Annotated in this window: 22 protein-coding genes; 9 read left to right on the top strand and 13 right to left on the bottom strand. The window is 70.4% G+C overall.

Annotated elements, in window-relative coordinates; translation table 11 throughout:
• Positions 1 to 19 precede the first annotated feature (19 nt).
• On the bottom strand, positions 20 to 1072 hold the full coding sequence (locus tag C475_RS11415) for a glycosyltransferase family 4 protein (protein ID WP_049930490.1): 1053 nt from the start codon (positions 1070 to 1072) through the stop codon (positions 20 to 22).
• 105 nt (positions 1073 to 1177) lie between these two features.
• A complete protein-coding gene (locus C475_RS25140; RefSeq protein WP_268869911.1) occupies positions 1178 to 1300 on the bottom strand; it encodes a hypothetical protein in 123 nt (40 codons plus the stop codon).
• Positions 1301 to 1483: 183 nt separating this feature from the next.
• On the opposite strand from C475_RS25140, the gene malQ reads away from it, so the two are divergent.
• From malQ to C475_RS11430, 3 genes are all read left to right on the top strand, one after another.
• The gene (malQ, locus tag C475_RS11420) at positions 1484 to 2974 is read left to right on the top strand and encodes a 4-alpha-glucanotransferase (protein WP_006883985.1); all 1491 of its coding nucleotides are present in this window, start codon (positions 1484 to 1486) and stop codon (positions 2972 to 2974) included.
• Between the two features lie 96 nt (positions 2975 to 3070).
• Positions 3071 to 3871 carry an aldo/keto reductase gene (locus tag C475_RS11425; protein ID WP_006883986.1) on the top strand — a complete coding sequence of 267 codons (801 nt, stop codon included), beginning with the start codon at positions 3071 to 3073 and terminating at the stop codon, positions 3869 to 3871.
• Positions 3872 to 3943: 72 nt separating this feature from the next.
• The gene (locus tag C475_RS11430; RefSeq protein WP_006883987.1) at positions 3944 to 4642 is read left to right on the top strand and encodes an SDR family NAD(P)-dependent oxidoreductase; all 699 of its coding nucleotides are present in this window, start codon (positions 3944 to 3946) and stop codon (positions 4640 to 4642) included.
• Positions 4643 to 4687: 45 nt separating this feature from the next.
• On the opposite strand, the gene C475_RS23865 is transcribed toward C475_RS11430, so the two are convergent.
• The 4 genes from C475_RS23865 to C475_RS11450 form a co-directional block, all read right to left on the bottom strand.
• Positions 4688 to 4993: a HalOD1 output domain-containing protein gene (locus C475_RS23865; RefSeq protein WP_006883988.1), complete on the bottom strand. Its 306-nt coding sequence runs from the start codon at positions 4991 to 4993 to the stop codon at positions 4688 to 4690.
• 337 nt (positions 4994 to 5330) lie between these two features.
• The gene (eif1A, locus tag C475_RS11440; RefSeq protein WP_006883989.1) at positions 5331 to 5621 is read right to left on the bottom strand and encodes a translation initiation factor eIF-1A; all 291 of its coding nucleotides are present in this window, start codon (positions 5619 to 5621) and stop codon (positions 5331 to 5333) included.
• An 83-nt stretch (positions 5622 to 5704) separates the two neighbouring features.
• Positions 5705 to 6910: an NAD(P)/FAD-dependent oxidoreductase gene (locus C475_RS11445; RefSeq protein ID WP_006883990.1), complete on the bottom strand. Its 1206-nt coding sequence runs from the start codon at positions 6908 to 6910 to the stop codon at positions 5705 to 5707.
• Positions 6911 to 7029: 119 nt separating this feature from the next.
• Complete coding sequence (locus tag C475_RS11450; RefSeq protein WP_006883991.1) at positions 7030 to 8076, bottom strand: phytoene/squalene synthase family protein; 1047 nt, start codon at positions 8074 to 8076, stop codon at positions 7030 to 7032.
• Positions 8077 to 8328: 252 nt separating this feature from the next.
• On the opposite strand from C475_RS11450, the gene C475_RS11455 reads away from it, so the two are divergent.
• Entirely contained in the window at positions 8329 to 8637 is a 309-nt protein-coding gene (locus tag C475_RS11455; RefSeq protein WP_152436392.1) for a hypothetical protein, read from the top strand.
• A gap of 93 nt (positions 8638 to 8730) precedes the next feature.
• On the opposite strand, the gene C475_RS11460 is transcribed toward C475_RS11455, so the two are convergent.
• On the bottom strand, positions 8731 to 9951 hold the full coding sequence (locus C475_RS11460; protein ID WP_006883993.1) for an FAD-dependent oxidoreductase: 1221 nt from the start codon (positions 9949 to 9951) through the stop codon (positions 8731 to 8733).
• A gap of 160 nt (positions 9952 to 10111) precedes the next feature.
• On the opposite strand from C475_RS11460, the gene leuS reads away from it, so the two are divergent.
• The 3 genes from leuS to C475_RS11475 all read left to right on the top strand — a co-directional run bounded on the left by leuS (position 10112) and on the right by C475_RS11475 (position 15540).
• A complete protein-coding gene (gene leuS, locus C475_RS11465) occupies positions 10112 to 12787 on the top strand; it encodes a leucine--tRNA ligase (protein WP_006883994.1) in 2676 nt (891 codons plus the stop codon).
• Between the two features lie 27 nt (positions 12788 to 12814).
• Positions 12815 to 13945, top strand: coding sequence for a CapA family protein (locus C475_RS11470; protein WP_006883995.1), 1131 nt, complete (start codon positions 12815 to 12817; stop codon positions 13943 to 13945).
• Between the two features lie 554 nt (positions 13946 to 14499).
• Entirely contained in the window at positions 14500 to 15540 is a 1041-nt protein-coding gene (locus tag C475_RS11475) for an NAD(P)/FAD-dependent oxidoreductase (RefSeq protein WP_006883996.1), read from the top strand.
• A gap of 158 nt (positions 15541 to 15698) precedes the next feature.
• Here the strand turns inward: C475_RS11475 and C475_RS11480 are convergent, their stop codons facing one another.
• The 5 genes from C475_RS11480 to C475_RS11500 form a co-directional block, all read right to left on the bottom strand.
• Positions 15699 to 17030: a sulfatase gene (locus tag C475_RS11480; RefSeq protein WP_006883997.1), complete on the bottom strand. Its 1332-nt coding sequence runs from the start codon at positions 17028 to 17030 to the stop codon at positions 15699 to 15701.
• A gap of 145 nt (positions 17031 to 17175) precedes the next feature.
• Positions 17176 to 17838 carry a phosphoesterase gene (locus C475_RS11485; RefSeq protein ID WP_235728452.1) on the bottom strand — a complete coding sequence of 221 codons (663 nt, stop codon included), beginning with the start codon at positions 17836 to 17838 and terminating at the stop codon, positions 17176 to 17178.
• 130 nt (positions 17839 to 17968) lie between these two features.
• Positions 17969 to 18841 carry a phosphatase PAP2 family protein gene (locus tag C475_RS11490; RefSeq protein WP_161625190.1) on the bottom strand — a complete coding sequence of 291 codons (873 nt, stop codon included), beginning with the start codon at positions 18839 to 18841 and terminating at the stop codon, positions 17969 to 17971.
• A 55-nt stretch (positions 18842 to 18896) separates the two neighbouring features.
• Positions 18897 to 19748, bottom strand: a complete 852-nt coding sequence (locus tag C475_RS11495) for a hypothetical protein (RefSeq protein WP_006884000.1) — start codon at positions 19746 to 19748, stop codon at positions 18897 to 18899.
• Positions 19749 to 19859: 111 nt separating this feature from the next.
• Positions 19860 to 20315, bottom strand: a complete 456-nt coding sequence (locus tag C475_RS11500) for a hypothetical protein (protein ID WP_006884001.1) — start codon at positions 20313 to 20315, stop codon at positions 19860 to 19862.
• A 101-nt stretch (positions 20316 to 20416) separates the two neighbouring features.
• On the opposite strand from C475_RS11500, the gene C475_RS11505 reads away from it, so the two are divergent.
• Complete coding sequence (locus C475_RS11505) at positions 20417 to 21037, top strand: VOC family protein (protein WP_006884002.1); 621 nt, start codon at positions 20417 to 20419, stop codon at positions 21035 to 21037.
• A 4-nt stretch (positions 21038 to 21041) separates the two neighbouring features.
• Here C475_RS11505 and C475_RS11510 read toward each other — a convergent pair whose 3' ends face one another.
• Complete coding sequence (locus C475_RS11510) at positions 21042 to 22442, bottom strand: DUF389 domain-containing protein (protein ID WP_006884003.1); 1401 nt, start codon at positions 22440 to 22442, stop codon at positions 21042 to 21044.
• A gap of 158 nt (positions 22443 to 22600) precedes the next feature.
• On the opposite strand from C475_RS11510, the gene C475_RS11515 reads away from it, so the two are divergent.
• Positions 22601 to 23608, top strand: a complete 1008-nt coding sequence (locus tag C475_RS11515) for an aldo/keto reductase (RefSeq protein WP_006884004.1) — start codon at positions 22601 to 22603, stop codon at positions 23606 to 23608.
• The last annotated feature ends 11 nt before the right edge of the window (positions 23609 to 23619 follow it).

The raw sequence follows: 23619 nt of genomic DNA on the forward strand, positions 1-23619 counted from the left end.
GTTCGACCGCGGACCGACCTCACTCTCCCAGAATCTCCTCGTAGAAGGCGACGTGTTCGTCGGCGACCGTCTCCCAGGTGCGTTCCTCGTACTCCAGCGGCGTGTCGGCGGCCAGCGCCTCGTCGATGCCGTCGGCGATGGAGTCGGAGTCGGTCTCGACTTCGACGACGCAGTCGTCGGGCAGGACCTCCGCCGCCCCGGACTCGCTGGCGACGACGCGGGTGCCGACCGACAGCGCCTCGACGATGGTGATCCCGAACGGCTCGGCCAGCGACGGCGAGACGAACAGATCCGCCGACGCGTAGTAGTCGCCCAGCTCTGACTCGGGGACGTAGCCGACGAACTCCACCTGATCGTTCAGGTCGAGCAGGTCGACGAACTCCTTCAGCTCGCCGGTGAGGTGACCAGTGCCGCCGAGGACGAGCGTCGCGTCCGGGCGACGGAGTTTCGAGAGCGCGTAGACGAGGTGGGAGATGCCCTTCTGGTCGGTGTGGCGGCCGACGAAAAAGAGCATGGGGCCGTCGATATCGAGTTCCGCCTTCAGGTCGCGGCCGGTGGGCTCGACTGACGAGAAGCCGTTGTGGATGACGCGGGCGTCGCCGCCGTACTCGTGGAGGATGTTCCGGCGAACCAGGTCACTGACGGCGATAAGCTCGTCGGCGCGGTCGACGATCCGCTGTTCGGTCTCGACCTCGCGGTCCGGCGGCTGGCGGTTCCGATCGGTCGTCAGCGAGTGGAACGTCGTCACCCACTCGGCGTCGTGAGTGGCCTGGGCGCGCGAGCCGGGGCCGTACCCGAACCAGTCGTGGGTGTGGACGATGTCGGCGTCGGCCGCGTGTTCGACGAACGCGCCGGCGAGCCGATTGATCCGCGTGCTCACGTCGCCGTCGCCGGTCGGGACGCCGTGGATGTTCTCGCGATCCTCGGGCGCGTACTCCGCCGGGAGAACGAGTTCGACCGCGATATCGTCACGTGTGTCGAATCTGTCGACGAGTTCGCCGACCGCGGTGTCGAGGCCGCCGCTGACGTTCGGCGGGAACCCCCACCCGAGCATGAGAACGCGTGGTACCATCTGCCAGTCAATTCGCGTTACCCCCACTTTACCGATTCGGCCGAGACGACGCCACTCGCGCCGACACGTTGGTCTATCGACTCGTTGTTCCGACCGCGAAGCCGGTCACTCGTCGGGGGAGGCGCCGCAACCGACACAGACGTACGCGCTGTTCGACTTCACGACCGGGGAATCACAGGACGTGCAGTTCAGTCGCTCGTTCCGAGCCTGTCGGGGGTATCGACTCATGTTCAGCAATATGGGTAGCAATCTAATAAAACTTCACTCTGATCTCCAAAATTGCCTATCTATTGGTAAATATGGGAAAATATCTACCCATATGTTGGGAACGTATGCCTCCGTATCGATAGGGAGACCGAGGCGCAGGCGGGGACCCAGAGTTTGAAATCGTCCCGGGGTCAAGGCGAGGCCATGCAACAGCAACGCCGGAGCGGCGTGTTCCTGCACCTCACCTCGCTGCCGGGTCCCCACGGGGTGGGCGACCTCGGCGCGGGGGCGCGGGCGTTCCTCGACTTCCTCGACCGGGCCGACCAGTCGCTGTGGCAGTTCTGTCCGGTCGGGCCGACCTCGGCCGCCTACGGTCACTCCCCCTACGGCTCCTCGTCGGCGTTCGCCGGCAACCCGCTCCTGGTCGACCTGACCGCCCTCGCAGACCGGGGGTATCTCGACGCGTCCGACCTCGACGGCCCCGAGGACACCGACGCCGCGAGCGTCAACTACGAGGTCGTCGCGCCGTACAAGCGCGACCGATTGCGAGCGGCCTACGAGACGTTCGCCGCGGAGGCCTCGGAGAGCGAGCGGGCGGAGTTCGCGGCGTTCCGCGAGCGCGAGTCGGCGTGGCTGGACGACTACGCGCTGTACGCGGCGCTGAAGGACGCCCACGGCGACGCGGCGTGGACCGACTGGCCCGCGGACCTGGTTCGGCGCGACGCCGACGCGCTTTCGGCCGCGCGAGAGACTCACGCCGAGGCCGTCGAGTACCACGCGTTCGTCCAGTGGGTCTTCGACGCCCAGTGGCGCGAGCTGCGCGCCGCGGCCGCCGAGCGGGGGATCGAACTCGTCGGCGACCTCCCCATCTACGTCGCGCTCGATTCGGCGGACGTGTGGGCCACCCAGGACGCCTTCGAATTGGACGAGGACGGCCGCCCGACGGCCGTCGCCGGCGTCCCGCCGAACCCGGGCGACGACGGCCAGCGCTGGGGCAACCCCGTCTACGACTGGGACCGCCTGCGCGAGACCGACTACGAGTGGTGGCGGGCCCGCCTCTCCCGGCTGCTCGACCTCGTCGACGTGGCCCGCATCGACCACTTCAAAGCGTTCGACGAGTACTGGGCGATCCCCGCCGAGGCCGACGACCCCGCCGCCGGCGAGTGGCGACCCGGCCCGGCCGACGACTTCTTCGAGGCGGTGCGCGAGCACCTGGGCGGGTTGCCGTTCGTCGTCGAGGACCTGGGCTTTCTCGACGAGAGCATGGTCGCCCTGCGGGACCGCTTCGAGTTCCCGGGGATGCGGGTGCCCCACTACGCCGACTGGTGCGCCGAGACCGACCGGTACAAGCCGGCGACCTACCCCCGCCAGGCCGTCGGCTACACCTCGACCCACGACACCGACACCGCCGTCGGCTGGTACGAGTCGCTGTCCGACGAGCAACGGGACTGTCTGCACTACGCGCTGGCGACCGACGGCGAGCGGATCGCCTGGGACCTGATCGAGGCCGTCTGGGACTCCGAGGCGGCGCTGGCGCTGACGACGGTTCCCGACCTGCTCGAACTCGGGAGCGAGGCGCGGTTCAACGTCCCCGGCACCGCCGAGGGCAACTGGCGCTGGCGGGTCACCGCCGACCGGCTCGACCCCGCGGTGGCCGACGAACTCGCGGGCGTCACCGCGGCGACGCTACGGTGACTCTGTGGTAAATGAGATGATACGACTATCCTCTGGGGGCGAACCGCCACCGCACCGCTCCCGTAGGCTTATATCGACCCACTCCTCGGGTAGCGCATGAACACGCTGGCGCCGATTGGGCTCGGGACGCCCACCGACGACGACCAGTGCCGGCGGTCGGTCGCCGCGGCGCTGGACGCCGGGTACCGGTTCGTCGACACCGCACAGATGTACGGCAACGAACGCGCAGTCGGCCGCGGGCTCCGCGAGAGCGATGTGGCCCGCGAGTCGGTCGTCGTCGCGAGCAAGCTCGCCCCGGAGAACCTCGCGCCCGACGCCGTCCGGGCCGCTACCGAAGAGAGCCTCGATCGGCTGGGACTCGACCGGCTGGACCTGCTGTACGTCCACTGGCCGCGCGGGGAGTACGACCCCGAGCGCACGCTGCCGGCGATGGAGCGGCTGCGAGACGCGGGGCTGGTCGACGAACTCGGCGTCTCGAACTTCTCCGCCGAACTGCTCGACGAGGCGCGGTCGGTCCTCGACGCGCCGCTCGCGGCCCACCAGATCGAGTGCCACCCGCTGTGCCCGCAGGTCGAGCTGCGCGCCGACGCCGCCAGACACGACCACACCGTCGTCGCCTACTCGCCGCTCGGGCGGGGCGCGCTCGTCGGCCACCCGGCGCTCGAACCGATCGCCGACGACGTGAACGCGACCGTCCCGGCGGTCGTGATCGCCTGGCTGCGCGAGAAAGGCGTCGTTCCGATCCCAAAGAGCACGTCGCGGACCCACATCGCCGCGAATCGCGACGCGCTCGAACTGGACCTGCCCGCCTCGGCCGTCGACCGCATCGACGCCGTCGACGAGCGCTACCGGACCGTCGACCCCGACTACGCCGTCTGGAACGACGGCCCCGCCTAGAGCGTCCGGTCGGAACGGGGAGAGACCCACCGCGGAGCGAAGCTATACGGTCGCCGCGGCGAACGCCCGGACATGGACCCGACGCTTCACGACTCGCTGGACGGACAGGTCGCGCTCGTCACCGGCGGCAACCGCGGTATCGGTCGCGAGACCGTCCGCGGACTGCTCGACCACGGCGCGACCGTGTTCGCAGGCGTCCGCGACCCCGACGCCGACGTGCCCGAGGGCGCCACGCCGGTCGAACTGGACCTGACCGAGGAGGCGACGTTGACCGCCGCCGTCGACGAGGTCACCGCGACGGCCGGCGGCCTCGACGTGCTGGTCAACAACGCCGGCGTGGGCGGGACCGGATCGGGCGTAACCGACCTCGACACCGAGGCGTTCGACGAGGTGCTCGACGTGAACCTCCGCGGCGCGACGCTGCTGGCGCGGGCGGCGGTCCCCCACCTGCTCGACGCCGGTGGCGGCCGCGTCGTCAACCTCTCCTCGGGCGTCGGTGTACTCTCCGACCCCATCGAAGACGAGATGCCGGCCTACCGGATCTCGAAAGCGGGTCTCAACGCCCTGACCGTCTCGCTGGACCGAACCTACGGCTCCGAGGGGTTGATCGCCAACTCCGCCGACCCCGGGTGGGTCGCGACGGAGCTGGGCGGTCCCGAGGCGCCCCGCGACCCGGCGACAGGCGCCGAGACGCCCGTCTGGCTCGCCCGGTTCGCTCCGGGGTCCCCGTCCGGACTGTTCTGGAAGGACCGCGAGGTCATCGAGTACTGATCCGGGGCCCGCCACTACCGGCGCGCTCGATCGGTGGGGCGGCGTTCAGTCGGCGAACGACCCGTCGCTCGCGTCCGTACGGCCCGACGTGGCGGTCCCGACTGCGGTCGCCGCGGACGCGACCGGTTCGGCGGTCACGGCGTCCGGCCCGTCGACCGTGATCTCGTACCCGCAGTACTCGAAGCCGACCGTCACGACCGCTCGATCGCCCGTCGGCGGCCGAAACAGATCGTTCAGCGCCTCCGGATCGACGGCGTCGGACAGCGGCGGCAGGTCGATCGGGTCGATTCGTTCTGCGGCGGCGACTGTCTCGAGGACCGAAAGTACGGCCGTACTGCGATCGGCTTCCATAGACGGGTGATTCCGATCCGACGTGATAACGCTGCTTGCGAGGTCACTGCGGCGCCCGAACGGATAGCGTCCGGACGCGTGCGCGCTCCGTATCGACCGGTTCCGAACTGGGTACGGTCGCTCGCCGGTGTGGGGCCGCCGCTACCGATCGATCGTCAGTGTAGGACCGCTACCGGCCGATCGTCAGTGTAGGACCGCAACCCGTCGATCGTCGATGTAGGGCCGCTACTACCGGTCGCTGTGGTGATTTCAGACGTGACCGGATCAGCGGCGTGGCTAGGGCTGCCGACGGCGGGACACGGGGTCGCCGCTACGGCGCGGTCGCACTCGAAGAGAATCAGTCGATGTGGCCTTCGTCGCGGAGCTGCTCGGCGTCCTGCTCGGAGTAGCGCCACTCGATGTTGGCCTTTTCGTCCTGCCAGTCCCACGGCTCGACGAGGACGACGTCGCCCTCGCTGATCCAGGTCCGGTACTTCATGCGGCCGGGGATCCGACCCATGCGGTCGACGCCGTCCTCGCACTGGACGCGGACGTGGTTCCCGCCGTTGTGCTGTGTTACCACCGCGAACAGTTCGTCGTTCGAGGGCATTCGGAGGTTCCGACGCCCGCTGTTGTCGCTCTCGCTCACAGGATAGATACGAGCCCGACACGTTTAAATCACCTGAGTCTCGCGGTACCACGACTCACGCGGGGCCGCCCGACGGCGTCGGATCAGACGTGCCGGACGAGCGCGCGGGCCTTCGAGAGGTCGCTCGGGTCGAACGGGTACAGTTCGAGGTAGTCCCGGAGGGTCAGCTCGTAGCGCTGGAGCCGGTCGACCTGCGTGTCAGACAGGCGGCCGGCGCTGGTGACGAACCGCCGCTGCTGGTCGGAGGTGAAGTCGTAGAGCAACTCGCAGACGATCCGCTGGAGCCGCCAGTCGACCCCCTTCTCGCTGTTCCAGCGGTCCTCGTAGACCGCGAGTCGCTCGCGGGAGGTGTCGCCGCGGTCGAGCGCGGCGAGCGCGACGGTCGCGGCCATCTCCGCCGACTCCATGCCGGGGCGGATCCCCTCGCCGAACAGCGGATTGATGCTCGACACCGCGTCGCCGACGGCGACCAGGCCGTCGGTCGCGCGCTGGTTGATGGAGTTGTTCGAGACGGCGTCGCCGGCGTGGGCAGTTCGAATCGACTCGACCTCCCAGCGCGGGTCGGCGGCGAGCCAGTCCTCGACGTAGTCGTCGATGGTGCCGTCGTCGGCCGGAGCGTGTGCCTCGTAGAAGTCGTCGATCGAGCAGATACCGGCCTTGAAGGAGTTCTCGCCGGCGGGGAACGTCCAGGCGTACCCGCCCGGCGCCGCGTCGTGGTCGAAGCGGAACAGCATCGAATCGAGGTCGTACCGGCCCTCGACCTCGTACTCCTTGCCGACGCCGTGCTGGGCGGACGCGGGGTCGAACATCCCGAGTTGCTTCGCGAGCACCGCCCGCGGGCCGGTCGCGTCGACGACCAGATCGGCGCGGAGTTCGCGGCGCTCGCCGCCCGTCGTGTACTCGACGCCGACGACGCGGCCGCCCTCGCGGATCGGCGCCTGGACGCGGGCGCCGGTCCGGACCTCGGCGCCGCGGGCCTCGGCGTCCTCGCCGAGGAACTCTAGGAAGGCGGGGAAGTCGAGGACGTACCCGTGGATGTCGAGCGTCGAACTCGCGCCGGGCGCCTCGAAGACGACATCCTCGTTTTCGGCCATCACCACGTCGTCGGGAATCCCGTAGCGGTCGATCACCTGTTCGAAGGTGCCGCCGGTGGACTTGTCGTTGTCCGAGAGCGCGTCGTTGGCTTCCAGGACGGTGACATCGTACTCCGAGCGGGCGCCGATCTCGCGGGCGAACTGGAGGCCGGCCGGTCCACCTCCGGCGACCACCACGTCAGCGTCTGCCGACATGGTCCGAGCTATCGGTCAGCGCGACTAATCCGTTCCGATATCGCTCGAGGGCGGCCGTTCGTGGCGGCGTTCCACCCGCGAGAACCAGACCGGGCGCCGTACCGGCCCCGAACCACCGCTCAGTACTCGTCGAGCGGCTGCTGGCGCATCTTCGACCGGAGTTCGGCGACGGAGGGGTCGTCCTCGCCGGAGAACATCGTGAACAGCGCCGTCACCTCCGAGCGCGAGACCTTCACGTCGCCCTCCTCGATGACGTCTTCGGGGCGCTCTTCGAGTTCACGCAGGGTGCCGACGGCCAGTAGGAACGGGATCGCCCACGCCGAAAGGGTGTTGCCGCGGATCTCCGGCATGGCTTCGAGCCATGTCTGGGCGCCGTCGAGGTAGCCCTCGGCGCGGTCGACGACCCGGCGGATGACGGGGACGAACTCCTCGCCGTTGTCGCCGTCGCGGATGTCCTCGGTGTCGAGCTGCTGGTCGTTGAGCAGCTCCTGGGGGATGTAGACGTTATTCTCCTCCTCGAAGTCGGTGGCCACGTCCTTCGAGACGTTGACCAGCTGGAGCAACATTGCGAACGACCGGGCGTTGTTCTGGAGCGTCTCGCTGACGGAGTCGTCGACGTTGCGCGAGAGCAGGCCGGTCACGAGCGTCCCGACGGTGCCGGCGGCGTACCAGCAGTACTCCTCGAGTTCGCCGAAGGTCTGGAGCCGGAGCCCGCCCTGTTCGGCGTACCGCTCGACGAACATGGCCATGCCGCTGACGAGTTCCCGGACCGGCGGTCGGATCGCGGCCTGGGAGTCGTCGTCGAGGCCGTCGAACGCGCGGAACACGCGCGGCGACTGGGCGACGACCTCCCAGTCGTCGTTGGGGCTTTCGGGGATCCACTCGTCGACGGCGGCTCTGAACTCCGCGACCGTCGCGTCGTCCTCGGGGTCGAGGACCCGGTTGTACAGGTCCAGCAGGGTCCGCTGCTCGGCCGGCGGGATGTGCCCGGCGTCCTCGACGGTGTCCGCGATCCGACAGAGGAGATAGCCGACACAGATGTCGCGCGACATCGGCTCGTCGAGCTCCGCGACCGTCAGCGCGAACGTGCGCGATACGTCCTGGACGGCGTCGTAACAGTAGTCGAGGTCGTCCTGAAACATCTGCTCGGTCTGGTTCCGTGACATTCCCGATACACCCCCCTAAACATTCCACAAGTAAAAAGCTCGCCTAGTCCCCGCCCCGGAGCCGGCTTCACCGCCTCGCGCGACCCGTCGAACGCTCCCGGTCGCGCCCCTCGACGCGGTCGAAATGTCACAACGTTGCCACCGTGGATCGGCGCTCCCCGTGGCGAGTCAGTGACCGGTCGATATCCCGAGCCCTGGGAGCGCGAACCACGGGAGAGAAAGGCTTTTTCCGGCGTGCTTCAAGGTGCGGATATGGGCCGTGCGGGGACACGATTTCGGCGGCGGTTGCGAGCGAGTACGCCGTGGCTCGTCATGGCCGCGGTGTTCTACGCGGTGCTGTTCGGCGCCGGGCTGGCCGCGATGGCCGCGTACTACGACGCGGACCTGGTCGCGGTGGTCACGGGCTCGGTCGGCGGCTGGCTCTTCCTGGCCTCGGTCGGCGGGCTCGCGGCGTTCGGCGCCGAACGCTTCCGGGAGTACTTCCGACCGAACTTCGAGCCCGGTCGCCCCCGCGACGAGTACCTCGCCTCGACCGCGCGCTGGTTCGACGACGAGGACTGAGTCGCCGGCGGTCGCGACCGATACGACCGCCGGCCAGCGGCGGGTCTCCGACCGGTATCACCGGCGACCGACGGTCTGTCAGCGGTCGATGGGTCACCGACCGGCGGTGTCGCTGTCGGAGGGCCCCGGGCCGCCGATGTCGGCGACGAACCCGTCGAGCGTATCGGGGTCGTCGGCACCCGGTAGCGGCTCCGCCGCGGTGCTGCAGGGTTCGTCGACGCCGAGGCGCTCGCAGACGGCATCGGCTGTCGCCTCGGCCATCAGCCGGTAGGTCGTTAGCTTCCCGCCGACGACCGACAGGAAGTTCCCGACACCCTCGTCGGCGTGGTCGAGCAAGAAGAAGCCACGCGAGATGCCGCGACCGCCACGATCGGCCTCGTCGGGCTCGTACAGCGGGCGTACGCCCCACCACTCCCGGACGCGGGCGGCGTCGGCAAGCGGCGGGCACATCGCCGCGCACTCCTCGCGGACCCGCTCGCGCTCCCAGTCAGCGCGCTCGTATTTGTCCGGGTCCTCGACGGCGACGCTCGTGGTTCCGAGCACCGCCTCGCGCTCGTGGGGCACGACGATGTCGCCGTCGCCCGGCTCGCGACACCGGTTGAGGACCGTCCCGAGCCTCGCGTGTTCGACCGACACCATCAGCCCGCGGGTCGGCCGCATCTCGACGGATACGCCGGCCATCGCCGCGAGGTCGCCGGCCCACGCACCGGTCGCGTTGACGACCACCTCCGGACTGATCGTCTCGTCGAGCGCACCGCCGACCGCGACGCCGGCCACCTCGCCGTCGGCGACCCGGATCCCTTCGACGGGGGAGTCGTAGTGGACGGCGGCACCGTGGTCGGCCGCGTCCCGGGCGTTCGCGGCCACGAGCCGCGAGGGCGAGACGACCGCGTCCGGGACGTGCATCGCCCGCTCGACGCCCGCGGCGAGGTCCGGGACGGCGGCCCGCGCCTCGTCGCCGTCGAGCACCTCGACTGGGATCCCGATCCGCTCGCAGGCGTCGCGCTTGGCGTCGAAGTAGTCGGGGTCGTCCTCGGCCAGCTGGACGAACAGGCCACCGGTGTCCGCGATAGCCGCGCCAGCGATGTTCCGAAGCGTCCGGTTCTCGGCGATACACTCCTCGGCGCCGGCCTCGTCGGCCTCGGCGTAGCGCGCGCCGCTGTGGAGCAGCCCGTGCGAGCGAGCGGTCGTCCCCTCTTGGAGGCCGCCGCGGTCGACGAGCGTCACGTCGCACCCGCGGAGCGCGAGGTCGCGCGCGACGCCGGCGCCGGTCGCCCCACCGCCGATCACGAGGACCGTGGTATCGATCGCCATACCGTACCCTGGGGTCGGAGACTGATGTGGGTGCCGACGAGGGGGACGCTCGGTCATCGACCGGCTCCGGGACGGTCCCGCGACGGCCTCGCGACCCGCGAGACCCGGTCGCGTGGGGGAACAGTGATTACGGCGGCGGACGGAGGTTCGCCAACAGTCGATGACTCGGTACAACCACGCCAGGGTGCAGGAGTATTGGCAGTACGTCTGGGACGCCGAGGGCGTCTACGAGGTGCCCGACGACGCCGCCGACCCGACGTACGTCCTGGGGATGTTCCCCTACACCTCCGGCACGCTCCACATGGGTCACGTCCGCAACTACGCCATCACCGACGCCTACGCCCGCTATCGCTCGCTGCGTGGCGACGAGGTGCTCCAGCCGATGGGGTGGGACGCCTTCGGCCTCCCGGCCGAGAACGCCGCCTACGAGCGCGACACGGACCCCGAATCGTGGACCCGCTCGTGTATCGACCAGATGCGCGAGGAGCTGGAGACGATGGGCTTTGGCTACGACTGGTCGCGGGAGGTCACCACCTGCGACCCCGAGTACTACCGCTGGAACCAGTACCTCTTCAAGCAGTTCTACGAGGAGGACCTCGTCGAGTACACCGGCGCCCGCGTCAACTGGTGTCCGGACTGCGAGACGGTGCTGGCCGACGCGCAGGTCGAGCGTCCGGACGGCGCCGAGGCCGAGAACAGTGCGGTCGACCACGCCCACGCTGCCGGCGTCTGCTGGCGCTGCGAGACGCCGGTCGAGCGCCGGGAACTCGACCAGTGGTTCTTCACGATCACCGACTACGCCGAGGAACTCGACGCCGGCCTCGACGACCTGGCGGAGTGGCCCGACAGCGTCCGCGACATCCAGCGCAACTGGATCGGTCGCCAGGAGGGCGCCCACGTCTCCTTCGACGTGACCGACCCGGACGGTGACACGGACACCGAGGTGGACGTGTTCACTACCCGCCTCGACACGGTCCACGGCGCCACCTTCGTCGCGCTCTCGCCCGGCCACGACCTCGCGCGGGCGGTCACCGAGACGGACGACGACGTGGCCGAATACGTCGACGACATGACCAGCGCGGGCGCCGACGCGGGCGGGACCTCCGGCGTCGAGACGGACCTCACGGCCACGCATCCGATCACGGGCGAGGAGTTGCCCGTCTACGTCGCGGCGTACGTCCTCGACGACGTTGGGACGGGCGCCGTGATGGGCGTGCCAGCGCACAACGAACGCGACCACGCCTTCGCCGATGCGCAGGACCTCCCCGTCGAACAGGTCGTCGAACCGGTCGACGGCAGCGGGACGGACCTGCCCGGCGCGCCCTACACCGACGACGGCATGCTGACCGACAGCGGCGAATACGACGGGCTCGCCAGTTCGGCCGCCCGCGAGCGCCTGCTGGGCGCCGACGGCGTCGAATCCGCTACCGAGTACCGCCTGCGCGACTGGCTCATCTCCCGCCAGCGCTACTGGGGCACGCCGATCCCGATGATCCACTGCGAGGACTGCGGCCGCGTCCCCGTCCCCGACGAGGACCTGCCCGTCGAACTGCCGCCGTACGTCCGCACCGCGGGCAACCCCCTCGAAGAGAGCGAGGAGTGGAAGTCGGTCGAGTGTCCCGAGTGTGGCGGCCCGGCCGAGCGCGAGACGGACACGATGGACACCTTCGTCGACTCCTCGTGGTACTTCCTCCGGTTCTGCTCGCCCGACCTCGATTCGGCGCCGTTCGAAAGCGAGCGTGCGAACGACTGGCTGCCCGTCGACGTGTACGTCGGCGGCGAGGAACACGCCATCCTGCACCTCCTCTATATTCGATTCTTCACCCGGGCGCTCGCGGATCTGGGCCTGCTCGACACGCGCGAACCGGTCGAGCGGCTGATCAACCAGGGCACGGTGCTGTACGACGGCGAGAAGATGTCCTCCTCGAAGGGCAACGCCATCGCGCCCCACGAGTACGGCGCGGAGACGACCCGCCTGTTCCTGCTGTCGGCCGCCCACCCCGCACAGGACTTCGAGTGGACCGTGAAATCGGTCGGGGACGTGTACGACTTCCAGCAGCGCCTCTACGCGATGGTCGCAGACCGCGACGACGTGGCGACCCGCGAGGAGTCGGCGCCCCAGGACGCCTACCTCGGGCGTGAGATCGACCGGACGATCACGGCCGTCGCCGAGGAGTACGAGCGCTTCCGTTTCCACCGCGTCGTCAGCGAGACTCAGCGATTCGCGCGCCTGCTCCGCCGGTACGCCGAGTACGGGCCCGTCGACGAGGCGACCTACGAACGGGGGCTGCGCGCGCTGACGCGGTTCGTCGCGCCGATGGCGCCGTATCTCGGCGAGGAGATGTGGAACCTGCTGGACACCGACGGGATGGTCGTCGAGGCCGAGTGGCCGGCCGTCGCGGAGGCGATCGACGACTACGAGCTGGAGCGGCGGCTGGTCGACCGGACGCTCGACGACGTGCGCGACATCACCGAAGTCGTCGACATCGACGACCCCGGGACCATCGAGATCGTGGTCGCCGAGGACTGGAAGTACCGCGCCTACGAGCACGTCCGGGGAGCCGACCCCGGCGACGCGGTCGTCGGCTCGGCGCTGGACGACGACGCTATCGGCGAGGACGGCGACCGCGCCGCCGAGTACCTCGGGGAGCTGGCCGGGCAGGCCGGCGCGCTCGAACCTGTCCTCGACGCCGAGCGGGAGCTGGCCGTGCTGGAGGCGGCCGGCTGGCTGTTCGCCGACGAGTTCGGTGCCGCGATCGAGGTCCGCCGCGCCGACGCCGACGACGACCTCGCCGGGAAGGCCGAGCCGGCCAAACCGGCGATCCACATCGACTGAGATGCTGTCGGCGGAGGGTGGCTGACCGTGCCGTCCCGCCGGGCCGTCCTCGCCGGGTCCGCCGCGTCGGTCGCGGCGCTGGCGGGACTGGGCGGGGCGACCAGTCGAGTGGCGCGCCGGCCGGTGCCGGCGAGGGTCCACGGGGAGGCCGACGCCCGGATCGGGTTCGGCGGCGACGCGATGCTCGGCCGGAGCGTCGACGAGCGCTGGGCCGGCAGCGAGTCGGACGGTTCGGCCCGCGAGCCCGCCGGCGTCTGGGGGTCGACGCTCCCCGCGCTTCGACGGCTCGACGGGCTGTTTCTCAACCTGGAGTGCAGCGTGTCGACGCGCGGCGAGCGGACGCCGGACCGGGGGTACTACTTCCGGGCCGACCCCGGCTGGGCGCTCCCGGCGCTCTCGGCGGCCGGGACCTCGTTCGCGTCGCTGGCGAACAACCACCTGCTCGACTTCGGGCCGACGGCGCTCGCCGATACCGTCGACCACCTCGACGGCGCGGGGATCGCGACGGCGGGTGCCGGCCGCGACCGAGCGGCGGCGTTCGAGCCGACCGTCGCCACCGCCGACGACCTCGACGTGGGCGTGATCGCGCTGACCGACCAGTCGCGCTCGTACCGCGCCGGCCCCGACAGCGCCGGGACGGCGTGGCTCCCGCTGGACCCCGAGCGCCCGGAGACACGGGAGCGGGTCGAGACGGCCCTCGAGGCCGTCTACCGCCGTGATCCGGACCTCGTCGTCGCGTCGCTACACTGGGGCCCCAACTGGGAGGTCCGGCCGTCGGCGACCCAGCGACGGTTCGCGCGGTGGCTGGTCGAACGGGGCGTCGACGTGGTCCACGGCCACAGCGCCCACGTCGTTCAGGGGATCGAGGTGTACCGCGGCCGCCCCATCCTGTACGACCTGGGCGACTACGTGGACGACTACATCGTCAAAGAGGGGCTGCACAACGACCGGAGCGTCCGCGTCGAACTCGTCGTCGAGGGCGGTCGGCTCGACCGCCTGCACGTCGCGCCGGTGGAGATATCCGACGAGCGGGTCGAACCGGCGACGGGTGAGGTGGCCGCCTGGGTCCGCGAGCGAATGGCCTCGCTCTCGGCCGACTTCGGCACGAACGTCGAGCGCGAGGGCCGAGGGCTGTCGGTTCCGCTCGTAGACGAGTGAGTCATCGGGCGGTGTGCGGTGGCGTGCGCTGTCGCGAGTCTCGTCTTCCTCGTGAGCGAAGCGAGCGAGGGTCAGCGAGAGCTTCGCTCTCGCCAGACGCGACAGCACCGTGCGAGGGATGAGAAGCGCAGCCTGCGAGCATCGCAATCGGCTGGGGAGGTGTGTGGCCGTCTGCGGTGCTGTGGGGACGGTCGCGGTGTGTCCTGGCGGACTGAAAGGGCGAGACCCGCTCGCGTGCAGTTCAGTCGCCTGAGCGACCTCTACCCGAGTGACCGAGGGGAACGAGGGTATGTCGCTCAGCGACCGCGAGCGGGTCGAGGGCTTTCAGCGCTCGCTGTCCGGTGTGGTCGCTGGAACTGCTAGCGAGCGGGTCGAGGGCTTTCAGCGCTCGCTGTCCGGTGTGGTCGCTGGAACTGCTAGCGAGCGGGTCGAGGGCTTTCATCGTCTGCTGCCGAAAGCAGCCGCGACGACTACCGGCCAGCAGTTCCCAGAACACGAACTCACGACCGATCGGAGATACCACTCGTTTAGTCAGAGGAGCCCGAACGACCACCATGACACGGATAGGAGTCGTCGGCGCGGGCGCGGCGGCCGCGGCCGCGACGTACGTGCTCGACGGGGCGGTCCCGTCGGCGGAAGTGACGGTGCTGGAGAAATCCCGGGGCGTCTGCGGGCGGGCGGCGACGCGCCGCCGGGGCGACGTGACCTACGACTACGGCGCCAACTACGTCAAGAGCGACGACGACCGCGTCGTCGAGCTTCTGACCGAGACGCTCGATTCGGAGGGGTTGGTCGACGCGAGCGAGCCGATCTACACCTTCGACGCCGAGGGGTCGGTCTCGGAGGGGCGCGACGCGGACGACCACAAGTGGTCCTACCGCGCGGGGCTGACACAGATCGCGAAACGGCTGCTCGGCGAAACGGGGGCGACCGTGGAGAACTCGACCAGAGCCGAGACGCTCGTCCGCGACGGCGACCAGTGGCGCGTCGTCGATACCGACGGCGGGGAGTGGGGACCGTTCGACGCGCTGCTCCTGAACCCGCCGGCGCCCCAGAGCGCGGAGTTGCTGCGCGACGCCGAGTGGGAGAGCGAGGCCCGGCGGGATCTGGCCGAAGCGGCCGAGGCGGTCCCCTATCGCACGATCTGGACGGCGGTGCTGGGCTACGAGTTCGAACTCGACCGGCCGTACTACGCGCTGGTGAACCCCGACCGGGACCACCAGATCGGCTGGATCGCCCGCGAGGAGTGCAAGGCGGGCCACGTCCCGGACGGGGAGTCGGTGCTGGTGGTCCAGGCCAACCCCGAGTGGTCGGTCGAGCGCTACGACGACGACCCCGCGGAGAACGTGGCCGAACTGGCAGATCTGAGCGCGGACGTGCTGGGCGACGAACGGCTGGCCGACCCAGAGTGGACGGATCATCAGGGGTGGCGCTACGCGCTCCCCGACGAGGGCGTTCGGCGGGGTGCGGTCGACGGCGTTGCGGACGCGGATCTCTACCCGCTCGGCGACTGGGTGGCCGGCGAAGCGCGGCTGCACGCCGCGCTCCGGAACGGGCTGGACACCAGCGAGCGGGTCGCCTACGCGCTGGAGTAGCTGGCACTGGCGTCGCGGACGGAGTGAACGCCGGCAGAGTGCGGGGTTCGGTGGGCGGAGCGCGAGGCTCGGTAGGCGGAGCGCGAGGCTCGGTAGGCGGAGCGCGAGGCTCGGTGGGCGGAGCGCGGAGGGCCGTCGACCAACCGACGGCGCCCCGATCAGTAGTAGCCCAGGGCGGCCAGCTGGCCCTTCTTGTCCGGATCGAGCCCGCGGTCGCTGGCCTCGCGGGGCAGGTCGACGGACACGTCGCGCGTCAGGACGGCGTCGTCGACGGACTCGCTGGTTGCGGCGCCGACGCGATGGAGCTGTCCGGGGCCGTGGACGGCGAGTTCCGCGGCGGCGTCGCCCCAGTAGTACGTCTTGCGGACCGCGCGGTCGACCGACGGGTCGGCGCGGTAGACGGCCCGCGACGGGGCGACGTAGGGTTCGACCGAGTCGCAGTTGCCCTCGTAGCGCTCGCGGAGGTCGCCGGTGACGGGCTGTTTCGTGCTGACGACGCGTTCGCGGGCGAAGGCGCCGGCCGACACCGGTTCGCCCGCGCCGGCGGCCAGCGCGACGTCGTGGAACGGCGTCAGCGCCGCGGGGTCGCGGACGGTCCGCGCCTCGCGTTGCCCGGGGCGGCGGACGAGCAGGGGGACGTGTAACAGCGACTCGTGCATCGGGACGATGTGGGAGACGGCCGGCGGCTCCCCGTCGAGGACGCCGCGCTCGCCGAAGCCGTCGCCGTGGTCGCCGCAGACGACGAGCAGGGTGTCCTCCAGCGCCCCCCGCTCGCGGAGCGTCGAGACCACGCGGCCGAGGATCGCGTCGGCTTGTCGGACGCCCCCGTCGTACAGCGCTTCGAGGGCGCGCAGTTGCCAGAGCGGTCGCTCGTCGGAGTGGAACGTCCACTCCCAGCGGGTGGGCAGTTCCGCCTGGAGTTCGCGGGCGGCGTCGTCGCCCCACTCGTCGTGGGCGGCGCGGGGCTCGAAGGGTCTGTGGGCGTCCATCAGGTTCAGACACGCCGCCCACGGGCCGTCGCGGTCGGCGCTCCACGACAGGAAGCGGTCGGCGTAGTAGTAGCCGTCGGGTCCGGGGTTCAACTCGGCGGTGTCGTAGCGGTCGCCGTGGCTATCGGGGACCGTCTCCACCGTCTCGAAGGCGTCTTTCAGCCCCACCTCGTGGCTGGCGACGAAGCCGTTCTCGGTGAACAGGCCCGTGTCGTGACCGCCCTCGGCGAGTGTCTCGAAGACCGTATTGCCCGGCGCGAGCTTGCGGTCGATCGTGACGCCGTGTTCGTGCGTTTCGAGCCCAGTGAAGAGGCTGACGTGACTCGGCAGGCTCCAGTTCGACGGCGCCCGCGCCTGTGCGTACAGCGTCGACTCGCGCGCCAGCAGTTCGAGGTTCGGTGTCGTCGACTTCCGCGCCCCCAGCACCGAGCAGTTCTGTGCCCGCACGGAGTCGAGCACGACCAGTAACACGTTCGCCGGCTCCGATCGGTCGGTCGCCATGGAACGCCTGCGGCCCGCGCACACTTCTAAGTAACAATTTTTTGACTGTTTGGCTTGGGGTGTCACGCCAGCGGTCCGGAGGGGGACGTGGGGAAATGGAGGAGTCCGGAGCGGTGGGGAGCGACGGTTCGGTACGCTCGCCAGGTCAGGACGCGGTCGACCCGGTGGCCTGGCGGTCGCTCGACCGCGTCCGGACGCGGTAGAGGCCGATCGTGATCGCGGCGGCGACGGCGAACCCGGCGACCGACTGCGCCCACGTGTGGGCCTCCACCCAGACGCGCGTCGGAACCATCAGGACCGGGACGACGAGCAGGGGCGCGTACCGGCGGTCGACCAGCGCGAGATACAGCGTCGGTGCCAGCGCGTAGATGACGTGCCCGGAGATATCCCAGACGGGCGCGAGGAGGGCGTAGGGGACCGTGACAGTCGCGAACGTCACCATCGCGCCGGGGACGACCGGGCCCCACTCGTAGCGGCGCCAGACGAACCAGGTGACGCCGGCGGCGATCAGCACGCCGGTGGCGACCACCTCGTCGAGGCGCCAGCTGCTCCCGCCGACGGCCCGCGCGAGCCCGCCGCGGAACAGGACGAAGAAGGCCGCGGTCGGGACGAGCGCGAGAGCGCCGGCGCCGAGGAAGGCACCGACGCGGCGACCGAGCGCGGCCCGGTCGGCGCCCTCGTCGCGCCACTCCCGGTGGATCAACAGCAGGCTCCCGACGCCGAGGACGGTGATCGGGTGGAAGACGTAGCCGTACAGTCCTATCGCTCGCTCCAGCACCGACATGACGGGCGGGATAGGCCGTCCCACCGGATAGTCGGCCGGCCGGCATTCGCCACGGAGGGAGTGATCGGACGCTCGGAGGGTCGGAGCGACCGGTGGGTCGGAGACTTGGAGCGCTCGGACGGCCAGAGCGCTCGCGGTAGTCGCGGCCGTCGCCTCAGGCGGTGGCAGTCGCGTCGCCGGGACCGTCGAGGAGGGCGGGCGGAGCGACCAGTCCTGCGCCGACCGCGACGGCGAACGCGAAGACGGCCGCTGACCGGGAGTCGGCGGCGAGGGCGAGGGCGCCCGCACCGGCGAGGGGCGAGAGGAGGCCGGCGACGACCGCTGGCCGTGTCGGGGCCCGCTCGCGGGCCGTCCCGCTACCGCCGATCTCCCAGGCGGCGGTCGCTCCGACCGCCAGTCCGAGGAGAGCAACGGCGTCGTAGCCGGCCCCGCTGACCCCGACGGCGAGGAGTCCCGTGGCGACCGCGAGCGTGAAGGCGAGTCCGGGGTCGCGGCCGGTGAGTCCGAACGCGACGGCGAGGAAGGCGAGGCCGAAGGCGATCCCCGCGAGCACGTCGCGGACGAAGTGGACGCCGAGGACGACCCGCGAGAGCGCGATCAGGGAGACGACGACGGCCGCCGCGGCGTAGCGGGCGCGGGGGGAACCCACGTCGAGGTCGACGGCGAGGGCGCCGTACGCGATCGCCGCGCCCATCGCGTGGCCGCTCGGGAACCCGTGGCCACCGGCCGAAACGACGCCGACCGACGCTGGCGGCCGCGGCGCGGCGAACGCGTGTTTGAGCGCGACCAGGAGCGCCGTCCCGGCGACGACGACGCCGATAGCGTGGGCGCCTCGCTCGCGGTCGACGAACCAGTAGTCGACGGCGAACGCGACGAGAACGACGCCGAGATTTCCCAGTCGAGTGACCCCGCGGAACACCGGCACGAGCCACGACGGCACGGCCGCGCGGACGGTCTCCCCGAACCTTCCGGAGGCGACACTACCGGTCATCTGCTCGAACCTTCCCGAGGCGACACTACCGGGCATTGTTTCCGATCGAACTCGTGAGTATTTGGACCTGCGGCCGGCCATCGCCGGCAACTCAGACGCCGCGGCGGTCGGCGCTGTCGTGAGGCGGGGTCGCCCCGTGTTCGACGCGGCGGTGTTCCTCGCGTTCGGGCGGCGCGAGGTGCCGGCGGTGCCACTCCGTCAGGAGCCCCTCCGCGTCGCCGATCCAGCGCTCGTCGGGGTCGACGTCGAGCGTCAGGTCGTACTCGCGTTCCTCGACGATGTCGGCGTCACCGGCGCGGACATCCTCGCGCGGTTCCTCGGCGACGAGGTAGCGCTCCGTGACGTGAACGTCGGCACCGTTGCTGGCTTCGTCGGCCGTCACGGCGAACTCGCGTTCGAGCACGTGGACCCGGTCGGTGTCGTCGGCGAAGGTGTGCGAGCCGAAGAAGGCGGCGTCCTCGTCGGCGTCGTCGACGAGGTTGCGCCGCTGGAACTCCGTGGCCTCGTGGTCGAAGCCGGGCGGCAGGAGGTGTTCGGCGGTCGGGTCGTCGGGGCTGTGGTCGGGCGTGTCCATGTGATCGCGAGCGAACGAGGAGAGCCAGCCCCAGTCGCGGTCCTCGCCGATGTCGACGAGGTGGTCGCCCAGCGTCTCCCCCTCGTCGACGGCGCGACCCTCGTCGACGACGACCCGGCCGTTCTCGGGTTCGTACCGCCCCTCGTGGACGGTCTCGCTCTCGGGCGCGTAGACGTAGGCGGCCCCGCCGGTCCCGGCGCGCGTGCCGCCGACCCACTCGACGTCGTCCATCTGCCGACTCGACTCGTCCCCGGGCGTCGCGCGCTCGACCGTCAGGTCGTCGGTGGCGTCGTATCGCCGAACGGGCCAGTTGTCGAACCGCGGGTCTGTCGCGCCTTCGGTTTCGGCGTCTCTGTCGGGGTCGGGCATCGGTCCCACCGATAGGGCGCTCGCGGTGAAAGGAAACAGGCGCCTATCGGCAGGGTCGCCCAGCGCCGACACGGAAGCGTGCGGTATTCAGGCCCTACCGGTCGCAGACGATCAGGCGCCCGTCGGTTCGTCGGTCCGCCCCTCGTCGGCCGCCGCCGCGACGGCGTCGTCGGCGTACCACAGCACGGAGAAGTCCTGCGGGCTCGGTAGCGCGCAGGCCATCCACCCGACGGCGGCGAAACGGACGACGCCGTCGGTCGCGAACGGGTCGGCGACCACACCGAGGGCGACGAGCGCGAACGGCGCGGCGAGCGCCAGCGGCATCATCGCCGAACACCGCAGGACCCAGGCGGGCGTCTCCGCGGTCGCGCGCGGCCTGACCGCGGCCCAGCGCCCGCGCAGCCCCGCGCCGAGGACCCCGGTGTCCTCGCCCGGGAACCAGTCGATGCGGTATGCCACGCCCGCGGCGCGCAGGACGGCCGCGTGAGCGAGTTCGTGGGCGACGAGCCCCGCGCTGACCGCGAGAGCGAGTACGACGGCGGCGGTGGCGATCTCGATAGGCGTCATCTACTCGGGGTACGGTGGTCGTACCGGACCGGTAATCGACTATCAATCTATCGGTCGCGGGGTGCGACGGGGATTTGTGGGACCGACCCCTAGATCGGAGTATGTCAGAGGATAGCGGTCCCGAGATCACGGCCGAACCGCCGGAGAGCCCGTTCCACACGACCGGTACCGACCACATCACCCTCATCGGTAGCAACGAGGCCGACACGATCGAGTTCTACCGCGACCTGCTGGGGATGCCCCTGGTGTTGCGCCAGCCCAACCTCGACGACCCGAACTCGACGCACCTCTTTTTCGACACCGGCGACGGCCGCATCATCACGTTCTTCGTGACCGACGACCGCGAGTCGTCGGCCGCGCCGCTGCGCCACCAGGTCGGGTCGGTCCACCACCTCTCGTTCAGTATCGACCCCGAGCGCTTCGCGGATATCAAGCACGCGCTGGAGGAGTTCGGTCACGGCTACAACGAGTTCGACCGCGGGATCTTCCACTCGCTGTACACCCGCGACCACAACGGCCTCACCATCGAACTCGCGACCGACAAGTACGACATCCCCGACGAGCGCCGCGGCGAAGTGCTCGCGACCGTCCAGCGGATCCGGGTCGCCGATGGCGCCGAGTACGCCGAGGCCGAACACTTAGAGCAGGCGCTGGCGGAACTCGGCATCGACAGCGACCCCGTCGAACTCCCGGACGCGCCGACCGGCGCCGGCGTCGAGTAGGCGATTACCGCCCGGCCGTGGCCCCCCTCGACGGAGTGGCGCGCTCGGCCATCGGAGACAGACCCGAGTCGGACCCACCGACGACCGATTCCGAGTCGCCGTCGGTCGGGGCCGCCCCGGTCGCGTTCGACACCTCGTAGTCGGTGTAGCTGACGAGGACGGTCACGTTCTCGCCGGTCCGGTTCGTTATCTCCCGCGCGAGCTCGTTCGGGAGCGACGGGTACGACTCGTCGGTCCTCCGCGTGAGCGCCACGGAGACCGTGGTCGGCTCGTGGATGGGGCTCATCCCGGCGTACTGGACGGTGACGCCGCGCAGCGAGAGCCGGCCGTACCGGTCGTCGGTGACCACGTCCGAGGTCGCCTGCGTGACGCCGTACTCGTAGCCGATGTGCTGGGCCGAGCCGACGAGGACGACGCTCGCGACCGCCAGGACGGCGATGGCGGTCGCGGCGAACGCGGCTTGCTCCCGGAGCGATTCGAGTTCGAGGAGCCCTCCGTCGACCTCCTCGGGACGATACCCGAGGTGTCGGAGCATCAGGTACGCCCCGACGTTGACGGCGACGATGGTCAGCCCGAGGAGGAACAGCGCGCCGATGGCCACGCTCGCGGCGCCCCAGGCCGCGCCGATGCCGACGACCGCGGCCGTCGGGACGAGCGCGGCCGCGACCATCACGCCGACGATGCTCACATTGCCCTTCGTCGTCAGTCCGAACGCGCCCGCGGCGCCGGCGGCCAGACCGACGACCACCGAGAGCAGTCCCGGCGACAGCCGGACCGAAAACAGGTCGACCGTCGAAACGTCGAGCGTGACGGAGACGATCTCCAGATTCTTGATGAGCAGGCTGGCGACGACCGCGCCGAGGACGGCGACGCCCAGCCCGACGGCCTGCTGGCGAAGGCTGTCGCCGACCATCTTCCGGTCGTCGCGGACCGCGCCGATACTGGCCGCGAGCATCGGGGCCACCAGCGGCGCGAGCACCATCGACCCGACGAGGACCGCGGGCGACCCGATGAGCAGGCCTGCGGTCGCGATGACGGTGCTGAGGAACATCAGCCAGACGTACGACTGCGTGTTCGGGCGCATGTCCCGGGCCTTCGAGCGCAGCGTCTCCGGGGCGATCCGGTTGGGCGTCTCCGCCCAGTGGCGCTGGACCGCGTCCATCCCCTCGAAGGTCGCGAACTCGGCCTCCGTCGAGACGGTGTAGGTGCTCCGGTCGTAGCCGGCCTCGCCGAGGTCGTCCAGGACGCGCTCGACCGCGTCGGCGGGGATGACCACGGTCACGAGCGCGTGGCCCTCCCGCGCGCCGTCGCCCTCGGCGACGGTGTAGCCGAGGTCGTGCCCGTCGAGGACCTCCCGGATCGCCGCGCGCTGCTCGGCGGGCACCGACAACTGAAGCAGCCGCATGACTGCTGTTGGATCGGACGCCGGAAAAGCCCATACCCGGCGTCTGCGCGTCCCTCTCGTGGGTTAGGGCTATCGGGACCGGCTCCGCTCCCGTCGCTCGCCGCTCGGCGGGCTTCCGCGAAACCAACCACTAAGCGAGCGGCGCCCGATCGGTCGGTATGGAGTACAGACGACTCGGAGAGACCGGACTGCAGGTCTCGCCTCTCTGTCTCGGGACGTGGCGCTTCGGCAAGGAACACGACGGCGTCGTCGAGACCGACCGCGAGGACGCCCACGAACTGCTCGACGCCTACGCCGAACGCGGCGGGAACTTCATCGACACCGCCAACGGCTACGGCGGCGGCGACTCCGAGCGCTGGATCGGCGAGTGGCTGGAGGGCGAGGACCGCGAGGACTACGTGATCGCCTCGAAGTGCTTCTGGTCCACAGTCTCGAGATTTCAGGAGAACCTCTCGAAGAAGAACGTCAAGGCCGAGGTCGAGGGCTCGCTCGACCGACTGGGAACCGACTACCTCGATATCCTCTATCTGCACCGCTTCGACGACGACACGCCCATCGAGCACACCCTGCGGGCCGTCGACGACCTTGTGAGCGAAGGCAAGGTCCACTACGTCGGCATCTCGACGTGTGACGCCTGGAAGCTCACGAAGGGCCTGTGGAAAGCCGACGTGAACAACTACGAGGCCTTTTCCGTTACCCAGCCGCTCTTTCACCCCGCCTACTACGAGGACGTGTCCGAGTATCTGGACGTGTGCGCCGACCAGAACCTCGCGGTCTGCCCGTACTCGCCGCTGGCGGGCGGGTTCCTCACCGGCAAGTACGAGCGGGTCGGCGACGGCACCTACGACCTGGACGCCGACGAGGGGACCCGCGGCGACCTGGACCCGATGTTCGAGGACTGGTACGTCTCCGAACGCGGCTGGCACGTCCTCGACGCGGTGCGCGAGGTGGCCGACGAAGTGGACGCCTCGCCGGCGCAGGTCGCCCTGCGCTGGCTGATGGACCAGCCCGACTTCGACTGCGTGCCCATCGTCGGCGCTCGGACCGTCGACCAGCTGGACGAGAACGTGGGCGCGGTCGACGTGTCCATCTCCGACGAACAGTTCGACCGCATCTTCGACGCCCGCTACGACGACGACGGGGAGCTGTACGAGACGAACGCCTGAGCGACCGAGGG

Origin of the sequence: Halosimplex carlsbadense 2-9-1 (assembly GCF_000337455.1) — an archaeon.
Taxonomy (GTDB): domain Archaea; phylum Halobacteriota; class Halobacteria; order Halobacteriales; family Haloarculaceae; genus Halosimplex; species Halosimplex carlsbadense.